Raw genomic sequence first — 21,112 nt, forward strand, 5'->3', positions numbered from 1 at the left:
AATAGTGCCAATCCAGCCAAATGTTTTGTAAATGTTTGGCTGGATCACATTCCCTCCTGATACTTTTTCCGTTCCCTGTGGTCTACTTATCGCGCTTTGTAGAGGTTTCTGATAACCAACCCTAACGCACCCTATTAGCCTACTGACTCGTGCCACAGCGTCAGGCGGTGTTTTATTCTTCTTTTTCCAGGTTTGCTTGCATGAAATATATTAGAACGATGACGCAGCAGAAGCTTAGTTTTTGGCTGGCGCTGTACATCGGCTGGTTTATGAACATCGCCGTTTTTTTCCGGCGTTTCGATGGTTATGCTCAAGAGTTCACTTTCTGGAAAGGGCTTTCCGGTGTCGTTGAACTGGTCGCCACGGTCTTTGTCACCTTCTTCCTGTTACGTCTGCTGTCACTGTTTGGTCGCCGCATCTGGCGCATTCTGGCGACGCTGATTGTCCTGTTTTCCGCCGCCGCCAGTTACTACATGACGTTCCTCAATGTGGTGATTGGCTACGGAATTATCGCTTCGGTGATGACCACCGATATCGACCTGTCGAAAGAGGTCATTGGCTGGCACCTGATCCTCTGGCTGGTGGTGGTGAGCGCGCCGCCGCTGCTGTTCATCTGGAGCAACCGCTGCCGCCATACGCTGCTGCGCCAACTGCGCACCCCGGGTCAGCGGGTTAAAAACGTATTGATCGTCGTGCTGGCCGGGCTCATCGTCTGGGGTCCCATTCGCCTGCTTGAGCTGCGTCAGCATGATGTGGAGCGCCATTCGGAAGTGGATATGCCGAGCTATGGCGGGGTGATCGCCAACTCCTATCTGCCATCAAACTGGCTGTCGGCGCTGGGGCTGTACGCCTGGGCGCAGGTAGATGAATCCTCGGATAATAAATCGCTGATTAACCCGGCGAAGAAGTTTACCTACGTCGCGCCGGAAGGCCTGGATGACACCTACGTGGTGTTTATCATTGGCGAAACGACCCGCTGGGACCATATGGGCATCCTTGGCTATAGCCGCAATACCACGCCAGAGCTGGAGAAAGAGAAGAATCTTGTCGCCTTCCGCGGCTACTCCTGCGATACCGCCACCAAGCTGTCGTTACGCTGCATGTTTGTGCGTCAGGGCGGGGCGGAGGATAACCCGCAGCGGACGCTCAAAGAGCAGAACGTCTTTGCCGTGCTTCATCAGTTGGGCTTCAACGGCAATCTCTATGCCATGCAGAGCGAGATGTGGTTTTACAGCAACACGATGGCCAACAATATCGCCTACCGCGAGCAAATTGGCGCCGAGCCGCGCAACCGCGGTAAGAGCGTTGACGATATGCTGCTGGTGGAGGAGATGAAACGCGGTATGGCGCAGGGCAACGCCTCCGGTAAGCACCTGATCATTCTCCACACCAAAGGGTCTCACTTTAACTACACCCAACGCTACCCGCGCAGCTTCGCCCAGTGGAAACCGGAGTGCGTCGGCGTCGACAACAAGTGCTCGAAAGCGGAGCTGATTAACTCCTACGATAACAGCGTGACCTACGTCGATCACTTTATCGTCAGCGTCCTCGACCAGCTGCGGGATAAGAAAGCGATTGTGTTCTATGCCGCCGATCATGGGGAGTCGATTAATGAACGCGAACACCTGCACGGAACGCCGCGCAAGATGGCGCCGCCGGAGCAGTTCCGCGTGCCGATGATGGTGTGGATGTCGGATAAATACCTGGAGAACCCCGATCATGCCGCCGCGTTTGCCCATCTGCAGCAGCAGGCTGCGATGAAGGTGCCGCGCCGTCACGTCGAGCTGTATGACACCATTATGGGCTGTCTCGGCTATACCTCGCCGGATGGCGGGATCAATGAGAATAACAACTGGTGCCGGTGGAAAAAGTAAGGCACGGGGTTTATTTTCAGATTCTCGGGTCTGTTCTCCCTTCCTGAGCCCAGGATAAGCTAATCCCTCGCCGGCAGACGCCGCGCGAGGGATTTTTTTCGCACAGTGGATGTGTCTGGCAGGTTGCCTCTTCTTCTTTGATTACCCTCCAGTTTTCTCGCTCCCCCTGTGCACGAACTTTTCATGGAGAGAAAGGATGAAGGTGATAAAGGGGTTGGCCTTACTGTGCCTGTTGATGCTCGCGGGCTGCCAGTCTGAGGAAGAGACCAGCCAGTTCCTGCTGGCCTGTAAATACGATGCGCCAGCGACGATCGAAGCCATGCTGAATAACGGCATTGATGTGGATGGTCAGGATAAAACCGGCTTAAGTGGCCTGATGGTCGCTGCCGCGGAAAATCGTCGTGATGTGGTAGCGTTACTGCTTAAGCGTCAGGCGAAGCCGAATCTCCAGACGCGCCAGGGCGTCACGGCGCTGATGCTGGCGGCGGCGCGCGGCAGCGATGCCGCGATTATCGGCGATCTTCTCCAGGCCGGCGCGTCGGTAAATCAGACCAGCGTCGAGAAGAGTACGGCATTGATGTCCGCCATTGCCGACGGCGGGGACGTCAGAAACGACTATCAGCATATTCTGGCGATGAAAAAGCCCGATGCGCCTGTCGAGAAGGAGAGCGCGCTGGATAAAATTGTCGGCGCAACGGCGGCGAAATCGCTGGCGACGGGTAACCGCGCGCTGATGACCGAAGACATGGCGTTACAACTGGCGCCCGGCGCGTTTAAGAAGAACGTCGACGAAATTGTGGCGCTGCTGATCAGGCATGGGGCGGACGTGAAGGCCGTCAATGCGTCAGGGGAATCGGCCTTTTTCCTCGCGGTCGATCACGCGCGTTCGGCGGAAACCATCACGACGCTGGCCAACGCCGGGGCGGACACCAGCCTGGCGGATAAATCCGGCACCACCCCGCTGATGCTGGCGGCGGCGGGGGATGATCCCAATCTGGTGCTGGCGCTGTCGGCCTCCGGTGTGGAGGTGGATAAGCCCAACCGTGAAGGACTCACGGCACTGCAGGTGGCGGCGGGTCAGGGGGCGCCTGCGGTGATCGCGGCGCTGGTGCAGCGCGGCGCAAAGGTGGACCAGCTCTCCGCCAACGACCTTAGCCCGCTGATGCTGGCGGTCAAAATGAATAATAAAGCCAATGTCGAGGCGCTGCTTGAGGCTGGCGCCAGCGTCAACCTCAGCAATAAGGCCGGCTATACGGCGATCGGCTACAGCCGGGCCGGCGAGGTTCGCCAGCTGCTGCTGGCGCAGCATGCCGAGCTGAAGGGGCAGGCCGCGCATATGGCGCAAAGCGAACTGCAGTTTTGTGCTAATGCCTTTGCCGACAAGCTGGCATACAGCGACATCGCCCGCGCGGTGAATAACGATACCCGCCCGGATATTATGCGTCATCAGCAATCCTGCCCGGAGCTGGGGGAACTGACGATGCTGCTGGGGGAATTTAAATTCAACCCGGCGGGCTCGACCTATCTCGGTGAGCCGGTGACCTGTAAGGTATCCGAGTATCGCAAAGCGTTTGAGGTGACCTGCCGCTGAAAACGATGACCAACCGGCGATTCGCTGCTCAGGCTGCTGAGTTTCTCGCCGGTTGAGCGATTTTTTGAAAATAAGGCATTGACGGGTAGGCATCCCAGCAGTAAGATGCGCCCCGCATTCGGTGATTGGCGCAGCCTGGTAGCGCACTTCGTTCGGGACGAAGGGGTCGGAGGTTCGAATCCTCTATCACCGACCAAATTCGAAAAGCCTGCTCAACGAGCAGGCTTTTTTGCATCTGAGGCCTGTGAGGATGAGAACCTCCGGGGGCAGAGTTCGACTTGTGTTCCGTAGGCCCGCGCAAGCGCAGCGCCGCCGGGCATCATCAGTGCGCCACTGGCCAAAAATTCCACCAAAATCACAATAAACGACTTTACCCACGTTTCCAGCCAGCTATTCGCTATTTTGTGACATCTTCCATTGCATTTTTTTATCGATGAACAGATCTTTTTTCGCGAAGCTTATGGCTAAATGTAGCATTTTCCGCTGTGCGCTTTAACGTTCGCGCTATTAATCGCTCACATATTGGTCACACGGCAAGAAATTTTTCTCATTTGTTGGAATTGTTTCCCTCTGCGTGTTGCAAATTATTAAGGTCATTATTCTGCTTATTGACCCGTAGCATAAATTTCTCTGCTGAAAATAGCGCCTTGAAGTTTTTTTAATCTTTGCCTGCCGTTTCTCACGCTGGATGTAAAACCCGGCTGGCTGTATTGACGTTTCCCCATTCTGTTGACAGATTGTAGGGCATGAGGGGCATTTCATGGAGAATCCGTACTGCAACTCAGTCGTTTTTGCGAAAGGAATCCCCATCTCTCTCTACGCCTTCGGGCACCACCGACTGGACCGGGTATATTCTAAATAGTTCGAGCTGCGGAAAGGCGGCAAGTGTACGAGCTCCCCTGAGCATAGATAACGATGTGACTGGGATGATCGAGCGCAGCCAACGCATCCGTTGTTTGAAATAGGACGAATAAAAATAAATAAAGGTCCGGCGGATATATGCAAACAACATCACAGTTTTGGAGCAGAATAATGAGTATTTCCTTGAAGAAATCAGGGATGCTGAAGCTTGGTCTGAGCCTGGTCGCCATGACCGTCGCCGCCAGCGTGCAAGCGAAAACCCTGGTTTATTGTTCTGAAGGCTCGCCGGAAGGCTTTAACCCACAGCTCTTCACCTCTGGCACCACCTATGACGCCAGTTCCGTACCGATCTATAACCGCCTGGTCGAATTTAAAACCGGTACCACGGAAGTTATTCCAGGGCTTGCTGAGAAATGGGAAGTCAGTCCTGATGGCAAAACCTATACTTTCCATCTGCGCCAGGGCGTGAAGTGGCAAGATAATAAAGACTTCAAACCCACCCGTGACCTGAACGCCGATGACATCGTGTTCTCCTTCGATCGCCAGAAGAATACCAATAACCCGTACCATAAAGTTTCTGGCGGCAGCTATGAATACTTTGAAGGGATGGGGTTACCGGACCTGATTAGCGAAGTGAAGAAAGTGGACGATAAAACCGTCCAGTTCGTCCTGACTCGCCCGGAAGCGCCGTTCCTCGCTGACCTGGCCATGGACTTCGCCTCCATCCTGTCGAAAGAGTATGCCGATAACATGTTGAAAGCTGGCACGCCGGAAAAAGTGGACCTCAATCCAATCGGTACCGGCCCATTCCAGCTGCTGCAGTACCAGAAAGATTCCCGCATTCTGTATAAAGCCTTCCCGGGCTACTGGGGTACCAAGCCGAAGATCGATCGTCTGGTCTTCTCCATCACCCCGGACGCTTCCGTGCGCTATGCCAAACTGCAGAAAAATGAGTGCCAGGTGATGCCGTACCCGAACCCGGCGGACATCGCGCGCATGAAGGAAGATAAGAACATTACCCTGCTGGAACAGCCGGGCCTGAACGTCGGTTATCTCTCCTTCAACACCGAGAAGAAACCGCTGGACGACGTCAAAGTTCGTCAGGCGCTGACCTACGCGGTGAACAAAGAAGCGATCATCAAAGCCGTTTACCAGGGCGCAGGCCAGGCGGCGAAGAACCTGATCCCGCCGACCATGTGGGGCTATAACGACGACGTTAAGGACTACACCTACGATCCGGAGAAGGCGAAACAGCTGCTGAAAGAAGCGGGCCTGGAAAAAGGCTTCACCATCGACCTGTGGGCGATGCCGGTACAGCGTCCGTACAACCCGAATGCTCGCCGTATGGCTGAAATGATCCAGGCTGACTGGGCGAAAGTCGGGGTCCAGGCCAAGATTGTTACCTATGAGTGGGGTGAATATCTGAAGCGGGCGAAAGCGGGCGAGCACCAGACCGTAATGATGGGCTGGACCGGCGACAACGGGGATCCGGATAACTTCTTCGCGACCCTGTTCAGCTGCGCCGCAGCGAAAGACGGCTCCAACTACTCGCGCTGGTGCTATAAGCCGTTTGAAGATTTGATTCAGCCGGCCCGCGCTACCGACGACCACAACAAGCGTATTGAACTGTACAAACAGGCTCAGGTAGTGATGCATGACCAGGCTCCGGCGCTGATCATCGCCCACTCCACCGTCTATGAGCCGGTGCGTAAAGAAGTCAAAGGCTATGTGGTGGATCCGCTGGGCAAACACCACTTCGATAACGTCTCCGTCGAATAATAAGCACGATGCCTGACCTCCTCTCCCCGCGAGGAAGAGGTAGGGGGCGTATTCCCGCTATTCCGGGGAATGCTTTTGTGAGCAATACAGACGCCCTGTCGCCAGGCGGGGCGTCACTAGAGAGAATCCGGGTTATGTTGCAGTTTATTCTCCGACGTCTGGGACTCGTCATCCCGACATTTATCGGTATCACCCTTCTCACCTTTGCCTTCGTCCATATGATCCCCGGCGATCCGGTGATGATTATGGCGGGTGAACGTGGTATTTCCCCCGAGCGTCACGCGCAGCTGCTGGCCGAAATGGGCCTTGATAAGCCGCTGTGGCAGCAATATGCCCATTACATTTGGGGCGTACTGCACGGTGATTTAGGCATCTCGCTGAAAAGCCGAATTCCCGTGTGGCAAGAGTTTGTCCCGCGCTTTAAAGCCACCCTTGAGCTGGGCGTTTGCGCGATGATTTTCGCTGTCGCCGTCGGTATTCCGGTGGGCGTGCTGGCTGCGGTAAAACGCGGCTCCATCTTTGACCACACCGCCGTGGGTCTGGCGCTGACCGGCTACTCGATGCCTATCTTCTGGTGGGGCATGATGCTGATTATGCTGGTTTCGGTGCAGCTGAATCTGACGCCGGTCTCCGGGCGTATCAGCGATACGGTGTTCCTTGACGATACTCTGCCGCTGACCGGCTTCATGCTGATCGACACCGCCATCTGGGGCGAGCAGGGCGACTTTATTGACGCCTTAATGCATATGATCCTGCCAGCTATCGTGCTGGGCACCATCCCGCTGGCGGTGATTGTGCGTATGACCCGTTCGTCGATGCTGGAAGTGCTCGGCGAAGACTATATTCGTACCGCGCGCGCCAAAGGGCTGACCCGGATGCGAGTGATTGTGGTCCACGCGCTGCGCAACGCGATGCTGCCAGTGGTCACGGTCATTGGCCTGCAGGTGGGCACGCTGCTGGCGGGCGCCATCCTGACGGAAACCATTTTCTCATGGCCTGGTTTAGGCCGCTGGCTGATCGACGCGCTGCAGCGTCGCGATTATCCGGTGGTGCAGGGCGGGGTGCTGCTGGTGGCGACGATGATTATCCTCGTCAACCTGCTGGTCGACCTGCTGTATGGCGTGGTGAACCCGCGTATCCGGCATAAGAAGTAAGGGGCCATCATGTCACAAGTTTCTGAGAATAAAGCGATTGCTGCACCGGTGCCAATGACCCCGCTGCAGGAGTTCTGGCACTATTTCAAACGCAACAAAGGCGCGGTCGTCGGTCTGGTATACGTGGCGGTGATGATTATCATCGCGGTGTTCGCCAACTTCCTCGCCCCGTATAACCCGGCGGATCAGTTCCGTGATTCGCTGCTGGCGCCGCCGTTCTGGCAGGATGGCGGCAGCCTGGCGCATCTGCTCGGCACCGACGACGTGGGCCGCGATATTCTGTCGCGTCTGATGTACGGCGCCCGCCTGTCGCTGCTGGTGGGCTGCCTGGTGGTGGTCCTGTCGCTGATCCTTGGCGTGGTGCTCGGTCTGGTGGCGGGCTATTTCGGCGGGGCGGTGGATTCCATCATCATGCGCGTCGTCGATATTATGCTGGCGCTGCCGAGCCTGCTGCTGGCGCTGGTGCTGGTGGCTATCTTCGGGCCATCTATCGTCAACGCGTCGCTGGCGCTAACCTTCGTGGCGCTCCCGCACTATGTGCGTCTGACGCGCGCCGCGGTGCTGGTGGAGGTCAACCGCGACTACGTGACCGCTTCCCGCGTAGCGGGCGCCGGCGCGATGCGCCAGATGTTCGTCAATATTCTTCCCAACTGTCTCGCGCCGCTGATCGTTCAGGCGTCGCTGGGCTTTTCTAACGCCATTCTCGACATGGCAGCGCTGGGGTTCCTCGGCATGGGCGCGCAGCCGCCGACGCCTGAGTGGGGCACCATGCTCTCCGACGTATTGCAGTTCGCGCAAAGCGCCTGGTGGGTGGTGACCTTCCCGGGCGTGGCGATCCTGCTGACGGTGCTGGCATTTAACCTGATGGGTGACGGTCTGCGTGACGCGCTCGATCCCAAACTGAAGCAGTAAGAGGTTCGAGATGGCGTTATTAAATGTAGATAAATTATCGGTGCATTTCGGCGATGAGAACGCGCCGTTCCGCGCCGTAGACCGCATCAGCTATAGCGTGAATCAGGGTGAAGTGGTCGGTATTGTGGGGGAGTCCGGTTCCGGTAAATCCGTCAGTTCGCTGGCGATTATGGGCCTGATTGACTATCCCGGCCGGGTGATGGCGGACAAACTGGAGTTCAATGGCCGCGACCTGCAGCGCATCTCTGAAAAAGAGCGGCGTCAGCTGGTGGGGGCGGAAGTGGCGATGATCTTCCAGGATCCGATGACCAGCCTCAATCCGTGCTATACCGTCGGCTACCAGATTATGGAAGCGATCAAAGTTCATCAGGGCGGCAATAAGCAAACTCGCCGTCAGCGGGCCATCGACCTGCTGAACCTGGTGGGCATTCCCGATCCGGCGTCGCGGCTCGACGTTTACCCGCACCAGCTTTCCGGCGGGATGAGTCAGCGCGTGATGATCGCGATGGCGATTGCCTGTCGGCCAAAACTGCTGATTGCCGATGAACCGACCACCGCGCTGGACGTGACTATTCAGGCGCAGATCATCGAGCTGCTGCTGGAGTTGCAGCAGCAAGAGAATATGGCGCTGGTGCTGATCACCCACGACCTGGCGCTGGTGGCCGAGGCGGCGCATAAAATTATCGTCATGTATGCGGGTCAGGTGGTGGAGACCGGTGATGCGAAGGATATCTTCCGCGCGCCGCGTCATCCGTACACCCAGGCGCTGCTGCGCGCGCTGCCGGAGTTCGCCCAGGATAAGGCGCGTCTGGCGTCGCTGCCGGGCGTGGTGCCGGGGAAATATGACCGTCCTGTCGGCTGTCTGCTGAACCCGCGCTGCCCCTATGCCACGGATAAATGCCGGAGCGAAGAGCCCGCGCTCGCGGATCTTACCGGCGGCCGTCAGTCTAAATGTCACTACCCACTCGATGATGCCGGGAGGCCTGGATTATGAGTACGCAAAAGGCCGCCGCGCAACAACCGCTATTGCAGGCCATTGATCTGAAAAAACACTACCCGGTGAAGAAGGGAATATTCGCCCCGGAACGACTGGTGAAAGCACTGGACGGCGTCTCCTTTACCCTTGAGCGTGGTAAAACGCTGGCGGTGGTGGGGGAGTCGGGCTGCGGCAAATCGACCCTCGGTCGTCTGCTGACAATGATTGAGATCCCCACCGGCGGTGAGCTGTATTATCAGGGGCAGGATCTGCTTAAGCACGACCCGCAGGCGCAGAAGCTGCGGCGGCAGAAAATCCAGATTGTGTTCCAGAACCCGTATGGTTCGCTAAACCCGCGTAAAAAAGTGGGGCAGATTCTGGAAGAGCCGCTGTTGATTAACAGCAGCCTGAGTAAAGAGCAGCGCCGTGAAAAAGCGCTGGCGATGATGGCGAAGGTCGGCCTGAAAACCGAGCATTACGATCGCTACCCGCATATGTTTTCCGGCGGTCAGCGCCAGCGTATCGCTATTGCCCGCGGGCTGATGCTGGATCCGGACGTGGTGATTGCCGATGAGCCGGTTTCCGCGCTGGACGTTTCGGTACGTGCCCAGGTGCTGAACCTGATGATGGATCTGCAGCAGGATTTAGGGCTGTCCTACGTGTTTATCTCCCACGACCTGTCGGTCGTCGAGCACATCGCTGATGAAGTGATGGTGATGTATCTCGGCCGCTGCGTGGAGAAGGGCACCAAGGACCAGATCTTCAACAATCCGCGTCATCCGTACACCCAGGCGCTGTTGTCGGCGACGCCGCGTCTGAATCCGGACGATCGGCGCGAGCGGATCAAGCTGACCGGCGAACTGCCGAGCCCGCTGAACCCACCGCCGGGCTGCGCCTTTAACGCGCGCTGCCGTCGACGCTTTGGTCCCTGCACCCAGCTTCAGCCGCAGCTTAAGGATTACGGCGGCCAGCTGGTAGCCTGCTTTGCCGTCGATCAGGATGAGAATCCGCAAAAACCCCACGCCTGATGGCACACTCCCGGTCCCAGGACCGGGAGTTTCTCTTCCGCCGGAGAGGAAACCTGGCAACACCGTTTATTACCGCAGTTTCTGCCATACTCTCGGAGCATTCTTCGTCGATTATCCGAAAAAATAAGCCTTTCAGTCCATTTTTATAGAATTAAAGAGAAATTAAAATGGTTCAGGTTTATTCTTTCGCTCAACTGACGCTATGATTTCATCATGGCGTAATACTTTTATATAAAAACGACTGGGAAGCGCGATGGTTGCGGGGGTTAAGGATATACGCATACCTAAAAAATGGGGCTATCCTTCTGAAAGGGAAGTGTTAGTGTAGCGATACTTCTGCCGTGGAATCATCCCAAAAATCAAATTCTAAACTATTATAACCCTGTCAATCGTGTGTATTGGTACGTCACCACCGGCGCTTTATCTGCCATACCAGAAGCATCACGATATTTTTAATATACCCAGAAAATAACAACAAACTTAATATGAAATTTTTAAAATCATGAGGTTATCAATGAACCATTATGATGATCTGCAGCGCTTTCAAGAAAAAACGCGGACGCAAAACCTCAAATTTCAGGATCTTTCTTCGCAAGCCGCCACGCGGGAACATGGGGATTGGGCGATCCTCAATCAGCTGAATCCCGACGCCGGGAAACCCGCTTCTCTGGCGCTGGGAGGGTCGGTCTCCGCGCCGCTGCCGCAGCCCGTGCCTGCGGATCTCTTCCAGCGTGTCGACCCTGTGGTCGCCGCGCCAGCATCACCTCCGGTTGCGCCAGTCCCCCCAGTTATTGCCGCGATCCCACTGCCGGTCGCAGAACCTGCAATGCCGGAACCTGTCGCTCCGGCGCCGGCGATGACGTCAGAGCCCTTGGCAGCGACGCCAGTACCTGAACCGGTGATGTCCCCGCCGCCGAGGATGGCCCCGCGGCCTGCGCCGGGCGCCGACAACTATGCCCACCTGTTCGCGGCAAAAACCGCGGAGCCGGTGGCGAAAAATAAAGACCAGCCTTTGAAATCTCTTCTGGAAAGGATCGCTACATGCCGTTGATTTGCGTCTGTTCACCGAAAGGTGGCGTGGGGAAAACGACCCTTGCGGCCAATTTAGCTTATTCGCTGGCGCGGACCGGCAGCAAAGTCCTGGCGCTGGATTTTGACGTCCAGAATGCGCTGCGTTTGCATTTTGGCGTGCCGTTGAGCGATGAGCGGGGCTACGTGGCGAAGGCGCTGGAACTGCATGACTGGAGCCAGTGTGTGCTGAGCGCCGGCAGCAATATTTTCGTCCTGCCTTACGGCGAAGTGAGCGAAGCGCAGCGTCAGGCGTTTGATGAGCAACTGACCCACAATGACCATTTTCTCCAGCGCGGTCTGTCGGCGCTGCTCAACTATCCCGGGCTTATCACCATCGCCGATATGCCGCCAGGGCCTTCACCGGCGCTGAAGGCCCTGGCGGGGCTGGCGGATCTGCATCTGATCCCGCTGCTGGCGGATACCGCCTCAATGTCGACCCTGGCGCACGTGGAAAAGCAGCGCCTGACCGGCGGGGCGCTGAATCACAAGCACGGGCACTATTTCGTCATAAACCAAAGCGATAGCCGTCGCCAGGTCAGCCGGGACGTCACCAGCCTGATGGAAGAGAAACTGGGCGAGCGACTGCTTGGCGTGATCCATCGTGATGAAAGCGTGGTAGAGGCTAATGCCTCGCAGAAGTCGATCCTGGACTTCAACGCCTCCTCCGCAGCGGCCTTTGATATTGAAATCATGGCTAAAAAAATATCTTCGCTGTTGGGTATCCACATTGGCGATGGCACGGTGCACAGCCAGCCACGCATGTCAGGGCTTTAACTTATTGCAGGGCTGCTGAATGAAAAAATCTCTTTTTTGGTTGCTGGCGCTGGTGCTGTCTCCCGTCGCCGTGCTGGTGGTGATCACGCCGATGGACAGCCAAAAGCAGTATATTTTTGGTCTGCTAAGTATCGGTATTCTCTTTCTGATGGGCTTCAGCAAGCGCCGCAGCGTATCGGTCATTATGGTCGTCACGTCGCTGCTGATGTCCACGCGTTACATGTATTTTCGCCTCACGCAGACCCTGCACTTCAACTCGTCCATTGAAGCCATTCTCGGAATGGGACTCTTTCTGGCGGAGGTCTATATCTGGGTGATGCTGCTGCTTAACTACCTGCAGACGGTCTGGCCGCTGAAGCGCGGCATTGTTCCACTGCCGGATGATATGAGCAAGTGGCCGACGGTCGATATCTATATTCCGAGCTATAACGAACCGTTAGAGGTGGTGCGCGATACCGTCCTGGCGGCACAATGCATTGATTATCCAAAAGATAAAATGAAGATCTATCTTCTGGATGATGGCAAACGCAGTGAGTTTGCCGTGTTCGCCGCCGACGTCGGCGTGGGCTATATCACCCGTAACGACAACAAGCACGCCAAAGCGGGGAACCTTAACCATGCGCTGACCCTGACCCACGGGGAGCTTATCTGCGTTTTCGACTGCGACCACGTCGCCACGCGCGTCTTCCTGCAGGCCACCGTCGGCGGTTTCCTGAAAGATCCGATGCTGGCTCTGGTGCAGACGCCGCACTATTTCTATTCCCCGGACCCGTTTGAACGTAACCTCTCCGTCGGGCGCAACATCCCGAACGAAGGGATGTTGTTCTATGGCCCGATTCAGCAGGGGAACGACAACTGGAACGCCACCTTTTTCTGCGGCTCCTGCGCGGTGATCCGCCGCGAGGCGCTGGCGCAGATCGGCGGTTTCGCTGTCGAAACGGTGACCGAAGATGCCCATACGGCGCTGAAGTTTCAGCGTTTGGGATGGAAGTCGGCCTTTCTCGATATTCCGCTGGCGGCTGGTCTCGCCACCGAACGTCTGGTGGTGCACGTCATCCAGCGAACCCGCTGGGCGCGCGGGATGACGCAGATCTTTCGCGTCGATAATCCCCTGTTTGGTCGCGGCCTGACCTTCCAGCAGCGCTTGTGCTACCTGAGCGCCATGCTCTACTACCAGTTCGCGCTCCCGAGGGTGGTGTTTGTCACCGCCCCGCTGGCTTATCTGCTGTTTAACCTCAATATTATTTACTCTTCAGCGAGCCTGATTGTCTCCTATGCCCTGCCGCATCTGTTCCTCGCTATTTACGTTGGTTCGCGAATGAACGGCCGCTATCGCTACAGCTTCTGGGGGGAGATCTACGATATTGTGCTGGCCTTCCACCTGGTGCTGCCGACACTGGTGACGATGATTTTCCCCAAACGCGGCAAATTCAACGTTACCGATAAGGGTGGGCTGCTTGACGTCGGTTACTTCGATTTCACCGTGGTGCGGCCGCACCTGGTGGTGGCCTGCCTGCTAGCCCTGGGGGTGGTGGTCGGCATCGTCCGGGCGATTGGCCATGACTACTTTGGCTCGGATCCCAACGTTATCGCCCTCAACGTCGGGTGGGGGATCTACAGTCTGATCTTCCTGCTGGCGGCGATTGCCGTAGCGCGCGAAACGCGGCAGGTGCGAAAAACCATTCGTATCGATGTCGACATTCCGATGGTGATCCATTACGCCAGCGGTATCGTTTCCCGCAGCCATACCGCGGACCTGTCGATGGGCGGCTGCCGCGTGGCCGCGCCGGATATGCGCCATCTGGAGGATGATATCGAAGAGATTGAGCTGATCCTGCAGTCCGGGGCTATCTCCATCCCGGCTCAGCTGGTCACCTCGGATGAGCGCTTCCTGCGCCTCAAGTTTGATGAAGATATTCCTCTCTCACGCCGCCGTGAACTGGTGCGGGTGGTGCTGGCCCGCGCGGATGCCTGGATTAATCCGCCGCGCCCGCAGGATAACCCGTTCCGCTCCTTCTTCACCATTTTGCGCTGCGTGTTCGAACTGTTCTGGTTGACGTGGAAAACCCGTCGCAGCCAGCGCAGCCGGACGGCTGTGGCGAAAACGGCGCAGGAGGATGGGACGTTATGAAGCGATTAACGACGCTGGCGCTGCTGGCAGGGATGTTCTCTGCGCCTGCGCTGCACAGTGAAGAGCCGGCTACTGGCGCTTCAGCCCCGCTGAGTTTTCCGCAGCTCAACGGCGCGGCGGACAATGAGCCCGGTGACGAACCTCCGGCGGCCGCTCCGGAAGAGGCCACGCCAGCGGTAGCGCCCGCCCCCGCAGGCGATGCGGCGTTGACAACGCCTGTGCCTGAGATGCCCGCAGTAACCCCGCCGGTGAGCGACACGGTTGCGCCCGATGTCATCCCCGTCGCCCCGGTTTGGGGAGGCGATCTGAATCTGGCGCAAATGGGGATGCCGGATGGCATTATCCTCAGCGGCGGCCAGCGGCAGGGGGGCGTTAGCTTTACGCTGCCTTCCGACCAGGTGGTGATCCATTCCCAGCTCAGCCTTGCCGTCCGCGTATCGCCGGAAATGGCGAGCCGCAATGCCACCCTGCAGCTGATGCTCAACGGTCAGCCCCTCGGCACTCTGCCGCTGGGTGCCGATGGCGAGGATGTCTCCCATTATCAGCTGGATATTCCGCCCGCGCTGATGGTCTCCAGCAATAACCTGAGCGTGAAGATCAACGATGGCGATACCCTGCAGTGCCAGCGTGATATTCATGATTCGTCGCGGGTGACGGTGCTGCCCACGTCGCATTTCAGCTGGGAAAGCCAGCAACTGAACATCAGCGACGACCTGAGCCACTTCCCACGCCCCTTCTTTGACAGTATGCAGATGACCCCGGCGGACATCGCGGTCGCCTATGGGGCGAAGCCGTCGGCTGACGTCTTCAGCGCCGCGGCGCTGGTCTCTTCATGGCTGGGTATCCAGGCGGACTATCGCGGCATCGCCTTCAGCGCCCTGCGCGATCGCCTGCCGGAACGCCATGGTATTGTGATTGGCCATCCGGGCGAGCAGGTGGGCGGCATGACGCTGCCGGAAACCGATAAACCGCTGCTGCGCATCATCGCCAACCCCGCCAATCCGGCCTACAAACTGCTGCTGATTGTCGGTAAAAACGATATGGCGCTGCGCATGGCCGCCTGGCGGTTGACCCGCGGCAACTTCGCCCCGCAAACCGCGACGCAGGATGTCGAACCGCAGACCATCCCGGTTGGTAAAGCGTACGATGCGCCGCGCTGGATCCCCACCGATCGTCCGGTCAGGCTCAGCGAACTGTTGCGTAAGGATCAAAGCCCGACCGTCAGCGGCGTCTGGCATGAGCCTTTACGTATCGCCTTTCGCGCCGCGCCCGACCTCTATCTCTGGGATGGCGAGACGATCCCGCTACAGGTTGGCTACCGCTTCCCATCGGAAAGCTGGATTAATGAGGACAAGTCCCTGCTGAGCGTCACGCTCAACGGTACCTTCCTCAATAACCTGGCGATGAACAAGCAGGGGCCGCTGGAGAAAGTCTGGCGCCACCTCGGGGGCGATGCGCGCCAGGAGCGCTTTACCATCCCGCTGGCGCCCTATCTGATCTACGGCGATAACCAGCTGTCGATGTACTTCAATGTGGTGCCGAAGGATGATGTTCCGTGCTCGGTACTGCTGAATAACAATATCAAGAGCCGGATCACTGACGATTCCTGGATTGATTTGAGCAAAACGCGACACTTCTCGCTGCTGCCAAACCTCTCCTATTTCGTTGGCGCCTCATTCCCTTTCTCGCGACTGGCGGACTATTCGCAAACGACGCTTATGCTGCCGGCGGACCCGTCTGAGACCCAGGTGGCCACCCTGCTGAATCTGGCGGCGCGCTCCGGAAATGCGACCGGCACTGCGCTGGCGAATAACCGCGTCGTGCTCGGGATGCCGACCGGTGGCGCGGATCTGCAGTCGCTGCGCGAACGTGACGTGCTGGCAGTCACCGCTCTCGATCAGCAGGCCTTTAACCAGAGCCTGCTGGCTGATTCACCGTATCGTCCGGTGGATAACACACTGAGCGTCCGTGAGCCTGACCTGTGGCAAAAAGTGCAGCGTCGGCTCACCGGCGACTGGACCTCGGCCAGCCTCGATGCCGATCGCTACTTCTCGTCCAGCAGCGCCTGGCGCGGGTTCATCAGCTATCGTTCGCCGTGGAACGCGACTCGCCTGGTGGTGGTGGCGATGGCCAGCAATGATGACCAGCTGGCGCGATTGAAGACCGATCTGGACTCGCCGCGTATCAACGCCGGGATCCGTGGCGATACCGCGGTGATCACCAGTGATAACGGGGTGCGCAGCTTCCAGGTCAGCACGCCGTTCCCCAGCGGTCAGATGCCGTGGTACATGATGGCTGTCTGGTATGCCAGCCAGCATTCCGGTTTCCTGGCGGTGCTGGGGCTGATTGCCACCTCGATAATGGGACTGGCGCTGACCGCGATGTTTAAACGTCATGCCCGTAAGCGTCTGGGTTCGGGGGATAACTAATGAAAAGAAAGATAACAATAACGATGAAAACCTCCCGCCGGCTCACGACGTTCTGCCTCACCGGCGCGTTGACTCTCGGTGCTTCTGGCGGCGCGCTGGCGGCAGGTAACGACGCGGCGCTGCAGGCGCTGTTCGCCCAGGCCAACTACTGGCATGAGAAATCCCATGACGAACTGGCGATGGAGTCCCTGCAGAAGGTGCTTTCGGTCGATGCCAATAACACCCAGGCGCTGTATCTGATGGCGCTCTGGTCGCAGCAGGGTGGCGATATGCAGGCGGCGGCGCAGTGGCGCGCCCGGCTGGCGAAAGCGGCGCCGGACAGCCCGGGGCTGCAGGATTTAGACAACGCTAAAAAGATGTCGCAGGTGCCGCAGGGGCAGCTCAGCCTGGCCCGCCAGCAGGCGCGCGGCGGCAATATCCCCGGGGCGCTGGCGACCTGGCGCAGCATGTTTAATGGCAATACGCCGCCTGCCGGGCTGGCGGCGGAATATTACCTGACCATGGCCAGCGACAAATCGCTTTATCCGCAGGCCATCAGCGAACTGCGCCAGTACGTGGCCCAGCATCCGCAGGAGAACGCCCCGCGGGTGGCGCTGGGCAAAGCCTTAACCTGGCGGGAAGAGACCCGCCGGGAAGGGATCGCCCTGCTGGAGCCGATGGCCAGCGGCAATAAAGAGGCAGACAGCGGCTTGCGTCAGGCGCTGCTCTGGCTGGGCCCGCAGGCCGGGGATGAGCAGTATTATGATACCTGGATGCAGCGGCATCCGCAGGATAGTGAAGTCCAGAATTACTTTCGCGAACGGCGCAGCGGTCAGGCGCGTGGCCAGGGCTACGCCAATCTGAACAGCGGCAATACCGCCGCCGCGAAGCAGCAATTTGAAGAGGTGCTGCAGACCAACCCGCAGGATGCCGATGCGCTGGCGGGCATGGGCTATATCGCGCAGCGCAGCGGCGACTACCAGGCCGCGTCGCAGTATCTGAGCCGGGCGGCGGATCTCGGCGGCGACGCCTCGGCGACCCGTCGTCAGCAGGCGGCCGATGCGCTGTTCTACGGCCAGCTGGCGCAGGCGCAGCAGGCCTATAAGCAGGGCAATATTAGTCAGGCGCTGGCGCTCTCCGCGCCGCTGGCGCAGCAGAGCGGGGCGCGGGGCGCCTCGGCGAAGCTGTTCCGCGCCGATGTGCTGCGGCATAACAAAGATTTGCCCCAGGCGGAGCAAACGCTACGCTCGCTGTTAAGCGACGATCCGCAGAACGCGGCGGGGCGGGAAAACCTCTATTACGTGCTGCGCGAGCAGAATAAATCCGCCGAGGCGCAGGCGATGCTGCAGACGCTCCCGCAGAGCCTGCAGCAAAAACTGCAGCCGCGGGTGGTGGCCGGTATGCCGGGCGATGCCGTGCGCCGTCAGGCCCAGGCGCAGGTCAGCAGCGGTAATCCAGGCGGCGCGATTGCCACTCTGCGCGAAGGCGTCGCCCGTTATCCGGACGATCCCTGGCTGCGCCTTGATCTGGCCCGGCTGTTGCAAAAATCGGGTAACGGCAGCGAGGCCTCTTCGCTGATGTCGGCGGCCTATCGCCCCGGCGCCAGCAACAATGCGCTGTATGCCGCCGCCCTGTTTGCCAGCGAAAACGGCGCCTGGCAGCAGGCGCAGACGCTGCTGGCGCGCATTCCCGGCGGCAGCCAGACCAGCGACATGCGCGATTTACGCCAGCGGGTGAACTACAACCTGCAGCTGGCGACCGCCGAAAACTATCTGGCGCAGGGCAACCGCACTGCCGCCAGCAATACCCTGCGGGCGATGGCCTCCACGCCGCCGAAGGCCCCGGCGGACGCCGGCAAGCTGGCGCGGCTGCTGGCCGAGAGCGGCGATCTGACTACCGCGGTCTCGCTGGTGCGCAACAATATCAGCAGCGGGGTGTCCGGCAACGCCGGTGATTACGCCGATCAGATTGCGGTGCTGAATCAGGCCGGGCTGACCGGCGAGGCGCAGAACCTGCTCAGCAATCCGCAGCTGCAGGCCAGCAGTACGCCGACGCAGCTGGCGAGCATTCGCAATGGCTATGTGATCAACGAAGCCGATCGCCTGCGTGAGCAGGGCAACTACGCCGCGGCGTATGACAAGCTGATCCGCGCCATGCAAAGCGACCCGCAGAATACCGATCTGATGTTCGCGATGGCGCGGTTGTACCAGAGCGGCAAAATGAATAAAGAGGCCGGGGTGGTTTATGACTACCTGATGACGCGTGATACGCCGAACCAGGATGCGCGCGCCGGGGCCATCGACGTGGCGCTGTCGGCGGGGAATAACGATCGCGCCGAACAGCTGGCCGGCGGCTTGCGTCAGGATAACTCCCCGGACCGCCTGCTGCTGCTGGCGAGAGTCGCAGAGGCGCAGGGCCATCATCAGCAGGCGATGACCTACCTGCGTAGCGCCCGCGGCAAACTACTGGGTATGCAAAGCACCAACAGCAGCGAAACGCCAACCGTCGGCGGGGTGCTGGCGGCGGATAACCCCTTCATCGGCGTGTCGCAAACGTCGGCGCCGACGCGAACGGCCTCCGCCTACGGGCAGTATATGCCGTGGCAGGTCGCCCAGTCGGCCGCCGCGCCCGGTTCCACGCTGCCGGGGATCCAGCGCCCCGATCTGCCAGTGGACACCGCCGAGACGCGGATGCTGCGCCAGGTGGACACCATGATGGAGTCGCTGCAGGAGAAAACCGGCAGCTGGCTGCAGGGCGGTATGGACGTGCGCGGGCGCGACGGCGAATCGGGTACCAGCAAGCTGACGGAGCTCCGGACGCCGCTGACCTGGTCTTCTTCGCCATTTGGCGATTCGCGCTTTGACTTTACCGTCACCCCGGTGTCGTTGAACGCCGGAACCGCCAGCGGCGACGCCTGGCGTCGCTACGGCGCCAACCCGCTGGCTAACGCGGTCTCCAATATGGTGAGTACCGCCACCAGCGAGCAGGCGGCGATCGCCTCGATGACCGAGGCGGAGCGGACGGCCTATTTTGCCAGCAATCCGGGGGCCGAAGCCTTAAGCGGCCTGGGCACCCTGAATGCGGCAGATTTCAATCCGACCACCAGCAGCGGGATGGAAAACCTGGCGAAGCTCGGGAGCTATGATTCGGGACAGGTCGCCAGCTATCTGGCCTCTTCCAGCCTTAAGCCGAACGTTGACCAGACCAGCGGCTCAACCGATTCGCAGAAGGCTAACGGCGTCGAGCTGGCGCTGGCGTTAAGCGGTGACGATTATCGCGTCGATATTGGCAGCACGCCGCTGGGCCAGGATCTCAATACCGTTGTCGGTGGGGTGAAATGGTCGCCTAAGCTGAGCAACTACCTGTCGCTGATCCTGACCGGCGAACGCCGCTCACTGACCGACAGCCTGCTTTCTTACGTTGGTCTGAAGGACACTTATTCCGGTAAAACCTGGGGGCAGGTGACGAAAAACGGCGGCACCCTGCAGCTGAGCTATGACGACGGCGACGCGGGCTTCTATGTCGGCGGTGGCGGATACAGCTATCTGGGGCAGAACGTCGCCAGCAACACCAGCATTAACGCCAATGCCGGGGTCTATCTGCGGCCCTATCATGACGAATACCGCCAGTTACAGACCGGGTTGAGCATGAGCTATATGGATTATTCCAAGAACCTCAGCTACTTCACCTATGGCCAGGGGGGCTACTTTAGCCCGCAAAACTATGTCAGCGTGTCGCTGCCGGTCAGTCTGACGGAGAAATATGATAACTGGACCATGAAGCTTGGCGGCTCGGTGGGCTACCAGTCTTACAGTCAGGATAAGAGCGCCTATTTCCCGACCAATTCGGAGTGGCAGCAGACCCTGGAGACGGCGGTGAGCAATGGGTTTGCCAAGGAAGCCTACTATTCCGCGACCTCGAAGAGCGGCATCGGCTATACCCTGCGCGCCGGGGCGGACTACAAGGTTAACAAACAGATGACGCTGGGGGGCCAGATTGGCTATGACACCTTCGGGGATTATAACGAAAGTACCGCCGGGCTCTATATCCGCTATATGTTGGGAGATCATTGATGATGACGGAGAACAATAACCCGGTGGTCACGACCTGGTTCCAGCAACAGCAGACGCCTGCCGGATGGTTCGATCTGTTGGTTATTATGGTCGAAGGTATGTTAAATAATGCCGGCGAGCTGGAAAGCCAGCCCTTCCTGCGTCAGATGGGCGCCTCGCTGGCGGAGACCCATCCGCTGCCGGCGTCGGAGACGGTGGGAGAGCTGGAGGCGAATATCAACCGGCTGCTGACCCATTTCCACTGGGGCGTGGTGACGATTGATGTCGGTGAGGATGGCCTGCGCCTGCGCCATCAGGCGTTGCCGGTCAGCCGGGACGACGCGGGACGCGTGCGCTGGTGCAACGCGTTCTGTGCCATACTGGAGGGGTTATATTCTCGCTGGCTGCAGAGTCAGGGAGGCAGTGCTCATGTCGTTTTACAACGTGAGCGGGTGTTCTCTGTCTCTGACGTTCAGTTTCTTTACTACCATCCATAATGAG

General features: G+C 58.8%; 12 protein-coding genes, 1 tRNA gene and 2 pseudogenes. All 15 read left to right on the forward strand.

Going from position 1 to position 21,112, the window contains the following annotated elements; genetic code table 11:
• Positions 1 to 200 precede the first annotated feature (200 nt).
• The 15 genes and pseudogenes from eptB (at position 201) to bcsD (ending at position 21,108) form a co-directional block, all read left to right on the forward strand.
• Positions 201 to 1,874: a kdo(2)-lipid A phosphoethanolamine 7''-transferase gene (eptB, locus tag CW267_RS19585; protein ID WP_016161940.1), complete on the forward strand. Its 1,674-nt coding sequence runs from the start codon at positions 201 to 203 to the stop codon at positions 1,872 to 1,874.
• A gap of 196 nt (positions 1,875 to 2,070) precedes the next feature.
• Complete coding sequence (locus CW267_RS19590) at positions 2,071 to 3,465, forward strand: ankyrin repeat domain-containing protein (RefSeq protein WP_048963933.1); 1,395 nt, start codon at positions 2,071 to 2,073, stop codon at positions 3,463 to 3,465.
• A 119-nt stretch (positions 3,466 to 3,584) separates the two neighbouring features.
• A tRNA-Pro gene (locus tag CW267_RS19595) sits at positions 3,585 to 3,661 on the forward strand.
• A gap of 836 nt (positions 3,662 to 4,497) precedes the next feature.
• Positions 4,498 to 6,105 carry a dipeptide ABC transporter periplasmic-binding protein DppA gene (dppA, locus tag CW267_RS19605; protein ID WP_012540345.1) on the forward strand — a complete coding sequence of 536 codons (1,608 nt, stop codon included), beginning with the start codon at positions 4,498 to 4,500 and terminating at the stop codon, positions 6,103 to 6,105.
• Between the two features lie 134 nt (positions 6,106 to 6,239).
• Positions 6,240 to 7,259, forward strand: a complete 1,020-nt coding sequence (dppB, locus tag CW267_RS19610; protein ID WP_008806900.1) for a dipeptide ABC transporter permease DppB — start codon at positions 6,240 to 6,242, stop codon at positions 7,257 to 7,259.
• Between the two features lie 9 nt (positions 7,260 to 7,268).
• The gene (gene dppC, locus CW267_RS19615; protein WP_012967081.1) at positions 7,269 to 8,171 is read left to right on the forward strand and encodes a dipeptide ABC transporter permease DppC; all 903 of its coding nucleotides are present in this window, start codon (positions 7,269 to 7,271) and stop codon (positions 8,169 to 8,171) included.
• 10 nt (positions 8,172 to 8,181) lie between these two features.
• A complete protein-coding gene (dppD, locus tag CW267_RS19620) occupies positions 8,182 to 9,165 on the forward strand; it encodes a dipeptide ABC transporter ATP-binding protein (RefSeq protein WP_012540347.1) in 984 nt (327 codons plus the stop codon).
• On the forward strand, positions 9,162 to 10,175 hold the full coding sequence (gene dppF, locus CW267_RS19625) for a dipeptide ABC transporter ATP-binding subunit DppF (RefSeq protein ID WP_012540348.1): 1,014 nt from the start codon (positions 9,162 to 9,164) through the stop codon (positions 10,173 to 10,175). The genes dppD and dppF overlap by 4 nt, the downstream gene beginning before the upstream one ends.
• 24 nt (positions 10,176 to 10,199) lie before the next feature.
• Positions 10,200 to 10,373, forward strand: a pseudogene (locus CW267_RS30735) (hypothetical protein); the annotation flags it as partial.
• Between the two features lie 316 nt (positions 10,374 to 10,689).
• Positions 10,690 to 11,226 (forward strand): cellulose biosynthesis protein BcsO, encoded by a 537-nt coding sequence (gene bcsO / locus CW267_RS19630; RefSeq protein ID WP_016161937.1) that lies wholly within the window; start codon positions 10,690 to 10,692, stop codon positions 11,224 to 11,226.
• 1 nt (position 11,227) lies between these two features.
• A pseudogene (locus tag CW267_RS19635) lies at positions 11,228 to 12,020 on the forward strand (cellulose synthase operon protein YhjQ/BcsQ).
• A gap of 19 nt (positions 12,021 to 12,039) precedes the next feature.
• The gene (gene bcsA / locus CW267_RS19640) at positions 12,040 to 14,151 is read left to right on the forward strand and encodes a UDP-forming cellulose synthase catalytic subunit (protein WP_100781148.1); all 2,112 of its coding nucleotides are present in this window, start codon (positions 12,040 to 12,042) and stop codon (positions 14,149 to 14,151) included.
• A complete protein-coding gene (bcsB, locus tag CW267_RS19645; RefSeq protein WP_086892800.1) occupies positions 14,148 to 16,580 on the forward strand; it encodes a cellulose biosynthesis cyclic di-GMP-binding regulatory protein BcsB in 2,433 nt (810 codons plus the stop codon). The genes bcsA and bcsB overlap by 4 nt, the downstream gene beginning before the upstream one ends.
• The gene (locus CW267_RS19650) at positions 16,580 to 20,632 is read left to right on the forward strand and encodes a cellulose biosynthesis protein BcsC (RefSeq protein ID WP_032755975.1); all 4,053 of its coding nucleotides are present in this window, start codon (positions 16,580 to 16,582) and stop codon (positions 20,630 to 20,632) included. Before bcsB ends, CW267_RS19650 begins: the two co-directional genes overlap by 1 nt.
• Positions 20,632 to 21,108, forward strand: coding sequence for a cellulose biosynthesis protein BcsD (bcsD, locus tag CW267_RS19655; RefSeq protein WP_008806909.1), 477 nt, complete (start codon positions 20,632 to 20,634; stop codon positions 21,106 to 21,108). The genes CW267_RS19650 and bcsD overlap by 1 nt, the downstream gene beginning before the upstream one ends.
• Positions 21,109 to 21,112: the final 4 nt, after the last annotated feature.

Source organism: Klebsiella sp. X1-16S-Nf21, from assembly GCF_002837615.1.
GTDB lineage: Bacteria > Pseudomonadota > Gammaproteobacteria > Enterobacterales > Enterobacteriaceae > Klebsiella > Klebsiella variicola.

Excerpts from the sequence above, each read along its gene's own strand:
- dppC (WP_012967081.1), top strand. The coding sequence starts at position 7,269 with ATGTCACAAGTTTCTGAGAATAAAGCGATTGCTGCACCGGTGCCAATG.
- dppF (WP_012540348.1), top strand. The coding sequence starts at position 9,162 with ATGAGTACGCAAAAGGCCGCCGCGCAACAACCGCTATTGCAGGCCATT.
- bcsA (WP_100781148.1), top strand. The coding sequence starts at position 12,040 with ATGAAAAAATCTCTTTTTTGGTTGCTGGCGCTGGTGCTGTCTCCCGTC.
- CW267_RS19650 (WP_032755975.1), top strand. The coding sequence starts at position 16,580 with ATGAAAAGAAAGATAACAATAACGATGAAAACCTCCCGCCGGCTCACG.
- eptB (WP_016161940.1), top strand. The coding sequence starts at position 201 with ATGAAATATATTAGAACGATGACGCAGCAGAAGCTTAGTTTTTGGCTG.
- dppB (WP_008806900.1), top strand. The coding sequence starts at position 6,240 with ATGTTGCAGTTTATTCTCCGACGTCTGGGACTCGTCATCCCGACATTT.
- dppD (WP_012540347.1), top strand. The coding sequence starts at position 8,182 with ATGGCGTTATTAAATGTAGATAAATTATCGGTGCATTTCGGCGATGAG.
- bcsB (WP_086892800.1), top strand. The coding sequence starts at position 14,148 with ATGAAGCGATTAACGACGCTGGCGCTGCTGGCAGGGATGTTCTCTGCG.
- bcsD (WP_008806909.1), top strand. The coding sequence starts at position 20,632 with ATGATGACGGAGAACAATAACCCGGTGGTCACGACCTGGTTCCAGCAA.
- bcsO (WP_016161937.1), top strand. The coding sequence starts at position 10,690 with ATGAACCATTATGATGATCTGCAGCGCTTTCAAGAAAAAACGCGGACG.
- dppA (WP_012540345.1), top strand. The coding sequence starts at position 4,498 with ATGAGTATTTCCTTGAAGAAATCAGGGATGCTGAAGCTTGGTCTGAGC.
- CW267_RS19590 (WP_048963933.1), top strand. The coding sequence starts at position 2,071 with ATGAAGGTGATAAAGGGGTTGGCCTTACTGTGCCTGTTGATGCTCGCG.